5 protein-coding genes are annotated in these 6949 nt (G+C 65.6%); 4 read left to right on the forward strand and 1 reads right to left on the reverse strand.

All coding sequences use genetic code 11. The features are described from left to right. Positions 1 to 893 precede the first annotated feature (893 nt). Positions 894 to 1841: a TIGR01212 family radical SAM protein gene (locus tag K8W16_RS07940; protein WP_304122613.1), complete on the reverse strand. Its 948-nt coding sequence runs from the start codon at positions 1839 to 1841 to the stop codon at positions 894 to 896. A gap of 521 nt (positions 1842 to 2362) precedes the next feature. Here K8W16_RS07940 and K8W16_RS07945 point away from each other — a divergent pair. The 4 genes from K8W16_RS07945 to mrdA form a co-directional block, all read left to right on the forward strand. Further along, a complete protein-coding gene (locus tag K8W16_RS07945; protein ID WP_304122614.1) occupies positions 2363 to 3403 on the forward strand; it encodes a rod shape-determining protein in 1041 nt (346 codons plus the stop codon). Positions 3404 to 3830: 427 nt separating this feature from the next. Further along, on the forward strand, positions 3831 to 4748 hold the full coding sequence (mreC, locus tag K8W16_RS07950; RefSeq protein ID WP_304122615.1) for a rod shape-determining protein MreC: 918 nt from the start codon (positions 3831 to 3833) through the stop codon (positions 4746 to 4748). Then, on the forward strand, positions 4745 to 5221 hold the full coding sequence (locus K8W16_RS07955) for a hypothetical protein (RefSeq protein WP_304122616.1): 477 nt from the start codon (positions 4745 to 4747) through the stop codon (positions 5219 to 5221). The genes mreC and K8W16_RS07955 overlap by 4 nt, the downstream gene beginning before the upstream one ends. Further along, positions 5196 to 6949, forward strand: a 1754-nt coding sequence (gene mrdA / locus K8W16_RS07960) for a penicillin-binding protein 2 (protein WP_304122617.1), incomplete at its 3' end; no start/stop codon positions are given. The genes K8W16_RS07955 and mrdA, both read left to right, overlap by 26 nt.

Raw genomic sequence — 6949 nt, forward strand, 5'->3', positions numbered from 1 at the left:
AGGAAAGGCAGGAAAGGCAGGAAAGGCAGGAAAGGCAGGAAAGGCAGCCGGGGCGCTGCCCCGGGCCCCGCCGGGGGGAATGATTCCCCCCGAACCCCCCCATTTGGCAAATTCGCGCGCGGATTGTGCGCAAAAGCAGTGCCTTGACTCGCTTCCGGTATCCTCCTTTCCGTGCAAAAGGCGCGGCAGGGCCGAACCCCGTGCCGCCGGGCAGGCTCTCCTTGCCGTGTTGCGGCTGCCTCAGTCAGTGTGAGCGTGTCCTTCGGACCCGCTCACGCAGGCCGACTGTTTTCCGGCTGTTGCCGGAAAACAGTGTCAAAGGAAGGGATTGCAAGAAAAGAGGATTCGCCCGGCGTGAATCGTCCCCTTTCCGGCCGTTGCCGGAAAACAGTGACGGAGGAAGGGATTGCAAGATTATGGAAAAGTTCTCACGGCCCGGAGCTTCAAAAAAAGTTTTCCCCGGCAAAAGAAGCCGTTTGCCCCTCACGTTTTCCGGTAATGCTTCCGCCGGCGCTCCCCCAAAAAACATCCGGCAATCTTTTCCTTTTACACCGTTGACGGGCGAAGCCCGGCGACGGTCGGCCACCGCAGGCGGGCGCGGCAGCGCACACCTGCACTGACGGGGAGCAGGCAAAGACGCACGGCGAGACTTCCGGCCTGTGGGGCAGAACGTCGGTTGCCCGGCCTTTTCGCTCCGTTACTGGAGAAGGAAGCCGCACCGGAAGGGAGTCGAAGCCTTGCCTTTGCGTTCTCCCTTTGCGCGAGCCTGCCTGATGAGGGGGCTCGGGGGGAATCATTCCCCCCGACGGGGTGCGGGGCGGCGCCCCGCGTGCCTTTCCTGCGTTTCCTGCCTTTTCCTGCGTTTCCTGTGTTTTCGTGCCTTTGCTGCCTTTTCAACTCAGGAAGGGGTTATTTTCCGGGGTGTCGGCGGCTTTGCCCTGCCACCAGTTGTTGTATTCGAGGGTGGAGCGGATGAGGTGGAGGGTACCGCCCTTATCGAGGGCCCAGGGTGGAGCGGCGAGTTCTCCGGGTGCGGGGTCGGCGCAGAGGCGGTGTATGACGACGGGGGAAGGGAGGAAGGTAAGGGCTTTAGCGGCGAGGGCGGCGTATTCATCCTGATCGAGGGGGGTGAGGCGGCCTTCTTTCCGTTCTTTTTCCACTGCGGCGCCTTTAGGGAAGTAGAGGTTATGGAGTTTGACGCCCCGGATAGGCAGGGTGGCGGCCCACTGCACGGTTTGGAGGAAGTCTTTGCCGGACTCGCCGGGGAGGCCTGCCATGAGGTGGAGGCAGACAGGGATGCCGAAGTCGGCGGCGAGGCGCACGGCCTGTTCGGTGTCGGCGGCGCTGTGGTGGCGGTTGATGCGGGCGAGGGTATCGTCGCGGCAGGTTTGCGCGCCGATTTCCAGCCAGAATTCCGGGAAGGGGAGGGCAGCCAAGAGGGCGAGCTTTTCCCTGTCGATGCAGTCGGGCCTTGTGCCCACGCAGGCTCCCGCGAGGCAGGGGAGGGAGGAGATTTCTTCGAGCAGGGCGGCGAGGCGCGAGGCCGGGCCGTAGGTATTGGTAAAGGACTGGAGGTAGGCGAGGAAGAGGCGGGTATGCCTGGTGCGGGGCGAGCGGGCGAAGCGTTCGCGCCACGCCTCCCACTGGCCGCGCAGGCCGAGGGCGGCGCGGCCGGTGCCCGAGCCTTCGGCATTGCAGAAGGTACAGCCGCCGGTGGAGAGGGTACCGTCGCGGTTGGGGCAGGTGGAGCCTGCGTCCAGGGGGATTTTCTGCACCTTTTCGCCGAAAAGGGCGCGCAGGCGGCAGTCCAGGCTGAGATAGCGGGGGGAGCGTTCCTTCATCACGGTTCCTTTCCGGCCGGGCCCTGCGTTTTTCTGCGGGAAGCGGCCGTTTTTTTTCTGCGCTGCCTGCCCGAAAGGGGGGCTTTTCCCCTGCGCCGGGGGAGAATTTTATGGGGCGTGCTGGCGGCCTGTCTCGCTGCCTGCGCCGGGGGAGAAAGCGCGGGCCTTTCCCCGGATCCCGGCACGGGGGATGTTCAGGGGCAAAAGCGCGGGCCTTTCCCTGCAAGGCGGCGCAGGCCGGGCAGGGGGATTTCGCGCTGCCGGGGCCTTTTCTTCCCCTTGCGGCAGGGGCGTTTCTTTGGGGAGGCGGCGCACGTTTTGCCGGGCAGGGGGGCTTCTGCCGTTATTCCGGCGGGCCGCGCCTTTTCCGGCATGAAAAAAGGATTGACAAGAGGGGCCTTGCGATGGAAACTTTTCCCCTCCGGTTCCTGAGCGGGCGCATGAGCCCGGGCGGCCTGCATGACGGCCCGCCTTTTTCCTGCCCCGGAGCCCCCATTCACCTCCCTTTACCGGAACATTCCATGGCCAAGATTTTTGATATCATACTCGGCATTTTTTCCAACGACCTCGCCATAGACCTTGGTACCGCAAACACCTGCGTGTATGTCAAGGGGCAGGGCATAGTCCTGCGCGAGCCTTCCGTCGTTGCTGTAAAGAAGGACAACCGCGGCAACAATCAGGTGCTCGCCGTGGGCTCCGAGGCCAAGCGCATGCTCGGCCGCGCCCCGGGCAACATCCGCGCCATACGCCCCATGAAGGACGGCGTCATTGCCGACTTCGAGGTGACGGAGGCCATGCTGCGCTATTTCATCTCCAAGGTGCACAATCAGCGCCGCCTGGTGCGGCCGCGCATCATGATCTGCGTGCCCACGGGCATCACGCAGGTGGAAAAGCGCGCGGTGAAGGAATCGGCCCTGAGCGCGGGCGCGCGCGAGGTCTTCCTCATTGAGGAGCCCATGGCTGCGGCCATAGGCGCGAACCTCCCCATTCAGGAGCCCACCGCAAACATGGTGGTGGATATCGGCGGCGGCACCACGGAAGTGGCCGTCATATCCCTTTCGGGCATCGTGTATTCCCGCTCCGTGCGCGTGGGCGGCGACAAGATGGACGAAGCCATTCTGCGCCACGTCAAGCGCAAGTACAACATGCTCATCGGCGAATCCACGGCCGAGGAAATCAAGATCCAGATAGCCTCCGCCTACCCCATGGAGGAGGAAAAGGAGATTGAGGTCAAGGGCCGCGACCTTGTCACCGGCATCCCGCAGACCATCATCATCACTTCCGAGGAAGTGCGCAAGGCCATAGCCGAGCAGGTGGACGCCATTGTGCAGGCCGTGCGCCAGGCCCTGGAGCAGACGCCGCCCGAACTTGCGGCCGACGTGGTGGAGCGCGGCATCGTGCTCACCGGCGGCGGCGCGCTTCTGCGCGGCCTCGACCAGCTGCTCAGGGAAGACACGTCCCTGCCCATCTTCAGCGTGGACGACCCGCTCGCCACCGTAGTCATGGGCACGGGCATGGCCCTCGACAACATGCGCACCATGCGCGAGGTGTGCATCGACTAGCGCCTAGCCCCGGGCCCTCCGCGCGGCTTCCGGGAAGCTTTTCCGAAGGCTGCGCAGAAAGGCGTGTGCGGCCCGGCAGGGAAGGCCCGCCCCGCGCGGGAGCGTGCCTTTCCCGCCCTGCGGACGCTGCCGGGCTTTCCGGGGCGTTTTGCCGTTCCGCCCGCATGCTGCAAGGTAGGCGCGGCCCCGCGTTTTGTGCGCCTGCGGCATAGGCTTCGGGTATTCTCCTGCGCCTTGCAGGCTGCGCCCGGCCCCTGACCCGCGCCTTCGAAGCCCGCGTTTTGTGCGCCTGCGGCATGGGCTTCGGGCATTCTCCCGCGCCCTGAGCTTCCGCGTTCCGGCCCGGCAGGCTGCGCCGCCGCGCCCCGCATTTCTCCGGCCCGGCCCTTCCGGGACGCAACGATTTTCCTTCCGGGGAGGTTTTGCCTTGCTGCCCCGCCGCGTTATCCTTCTCATCATCTGCACGCTGCTGCTTTTTCTCGGCATCTACACCTGGAACCAGCGTACCGGCCAGTGGGACAGGCTGTGCGCCGCCGTGGGGCTGGAGTTCACGGGCGGCATCATGCGCGGCTTTGCCGGCGTGGAAGACATGGTGCTCGGCGCGTGGAGCAATTATGTGGATCTGCGCAACGTGCGCGAGGAGAACCGTGAGCTCAAGGCGCGGCTGCGCGTGCTTGAGCAGCGCCTTGCGGACACGCGCGAGGGCATGGCCGAGCTGGAGCGCCTGCGCCGCCTCATGCACCTGGAATATCCTGCCTCCTGGCAGGCCCGCGCAAGCCGCGTGCTGGCCTGGCGCATGGGCCCCAACGCGGCCCTTTCCACCGTCATGCTCTCCAGCGGCTACATGAACGGCGCTTCCCCGGGCACGCCCGTCACTTCCTGGGAAGGCGTGGTGGGCCGCATCCTGAAGGCCGGGCCGAGCACGTCCGTGGCGCTTCTGCTCACCGACACGGGCTCGCGCGTGGCCGTCATAACCTCCGAGGGCAGGGTGCAGGGCATCCTTGCCGGGGGCGGGCCGGGCCTGCCGCTGGAACTGCGCTTCGTGCGGCAGAACGCGCCTGTGCGCGTGGGCGAGCTGCTCGTCACCTCGGGCGTGGATTCCTGCTTTCCCAAGGGCATACCCGTGGCGCGCGTCACGGCCATATCCACGGGCGGGGCCTCGCGCTCCGGCGCTTCCGTGCTGGAGATACAGGCCGAGCCCCTGGTGGACTTCCACAGGCTGGAGGAGGTCTTCCTGCTCCAGCGCCCCGCCGATTCCATCACCCCGGAAAGCGACGCCGTGTACACCCGCCGCGCGCCCCTTCTGGAAAAGCCGGAAGAGCCTGAGCCGGAGGCCGGGCAATGAGCTGGGCAAGCGCCGGCTGGTGGCTCTGCTACGCCTTCGCGGGCATAGCCCTTCAGGCCCTCATGCCCGGCCTGGATTTCCTCCTGCCCGGCTTCATCCTTGCCCTTCAGGAGCGCCGCTTTCCCCAGATCCTCGCCGTGGGCGCGTGTTTCGTCCTGCTTCAGGAGGGCATGGGCAGCATGGCTTTCGGCGGCACGCTCCTGTGGTACGCGCTCGCGGCCATAGCCTTCCATGTGGGCTGCGGCCTGCTCCAGGGCACGGGCTTTCTTTTCGTCACGCTTTTCGGCATACTGCTTTCCTGTGCGCACTATGTCATTTTCGCGCTCCTGACCACGCTTCAGGATATCCCGTGGGAGCCTTCCCTGCTCTTCAACGAATGTCTTTTCCAGGCCCTGTTCACCCCCTGGGTGTGGCTTGCGGCCGCAATACTGCGCAGGAGGGCGCTCCATGAAGATAGAAACCGGCAACGATGAATATCAGCCGCCGCGAAGCGGGCTCCTGCTTCTGCAATGCTGCATCGTGCTGCTTTTCGCGCTGTTTTGCGCGCGCTTCTGGTACCTCCAGATTCACCGCGGGGCCGACTATGTGCGCATGGCGCAGGAGAACCGCCTGCGCGACGAACGCATCTTCGCCCCGCGCGGCGAAATCTACGACGCAAGCGGCGAGCTGGTGGCCGAGAACCGCACGGCCTACGGGCTTTCCCTGGTGCGCGAATACTGCCCCGACATACCCGCCGCCCTCGCCCAGGTGAGCGCCTGGACGGGCGTGCCGCTGGAGCGCCTCCAGGCCCGCTACGAGCAGGACAGGAGCAAGGGCCGCAGCTTCGACCCCATACTCCTGCTCACCGACATGCCCTTCGAGCAGGTGGCCCCCATCGAGGCCGAGCTCTACAAATGGCCGGGCCTGCGCGTAGTCACGCACTCGCGCCGCTACTACCCCGAAGGCGAGGCCTTTTCCCACATTCTCGGCTATGTGGCCGAAGCCAGCGAAAAGGAACTGGCCGAAGACCCGGACCTCTCCCTCGGCGACATGGTGGGCCGCCAGGGCCTCGAAAGCGTGCTGGAGCGCCGCCTGCGCGGCCAGAAGGGCCTGTACCGCCTGGAAGTGGACGTGCTCGGCCGCCCCCTGAGCCGCACCCTCATCGAATCCCCGCACATGGGCCGGAACGTCACCCTCTCCATCGACTCGCGCCTCCAGCACGCCGTCATGGAGGCCATGGGCGATTATTCCGGCAGCGTCGTGGTCATGGACCCGGATTCCGGCAAGCTCCTCGCCCTGGTCACGCGCCCCGCCTACGACAACAATATCTTCATCGGCGGCCTTTCCGCCAGGGACTGGAACGCCCTGCGCAGCGACCCGCGCTTCCCCCTCCAGAACCGCGCCATACAGAGCGCCTACCCCGCAGGCTCGGTGTGGAAACTCATGATGGTGGGCATGCTCCTGGAGCACGGCGTCTCCCCGCAGGAAAAGGTCTTCTGCCCCGGGCACTTCAAGCTCGGCAACCATACCTTCCGCTGCTGGAGGGCAGGCGGCCACGGCGCCGTGGATATGGAGCACTCCCTCATCTACTCCTGCGACGTGTACTTCTACAGCATGGCCGTGAAACTCGGTATCAACAACATGGAGGCCTTCGCCCGCGCCTGCGGCTACGGCCGCGAAACCGGCATCGACCTGCCCTACGAAACTACCGGCCTCGTCCCCTCCCGCGCATGGAAAAAACGCCGCTTCGGCGAATCCTGGCAGCAGGGCGATACCGTCAACGCCTCCATAGGCCAGGGCCATGTCCTCGTCACCCCGCTCCAGACCGCCGTCTTCCTCTCTTCCCTCATCAACGGCGGCTACCTGCTCAAACCCCAGCTCATCGCCGACGCCCCCCGCGAAGTCACGGGCCGCAGCCCCATCTCCGACGCCCACCGCGCCTGGATCAAAAACGCCATGGTCCAGACCGTGGAAGCCCAGGGCGCTACCGCTAAAGTCCTCAAACGCCCCGATATGAAAATCGGCGGGAAAACCGGTACCGCGCAGGTCGTCAAAATCAAAATGGACGGCAACAGACGCCTCAAAAGCGCGGAAATGGAATTTCGCCAGCGCGACCATGCCTGGATAGGCTCCTGGGGCGAAAAAGACGGCAGGCGCGTCGTCGTCGTCACCATGATCGAACACGGCGGCGGAGGAGGAGCCGTCGCAGGCCCCGTCACCCG

The sequence above is a fragment of the Mailhella massiliensis genome (assembly GCF_020741395.1).
GTDB classification, from domain to species: domain Bacteria; phylum Desulfobacterota; class Desulfovibrionia; order Desulfovibrionales; family Desulfovibrionaceae; genus Mailhella; species Mailhella massiliensis_A.

Coding starts and splice junctions, on each gene's coding strand:
- K8W16_RS07940 (WP_304122613.1), bottom strand. CDS start 1,841: ATGAAGGAACGCTCCCCCCGCTATCTCAGCCTGGACTGCCGCCTGCGC.
- K8W16_RS07945 (WP_304122614.1), top strand. CDS start 2,363: ATGGCCAAGATTTTTGATATCATACTCGGCATTTTTTCCAACGACCTC.
- K8W16_RS07955 (WP_304122616.1), top strand. CDS start 4,745: ATGAGCTGGGCAAGCGCCGGCTGGTGGCTCTGCTACGCCTTCGCGGGC.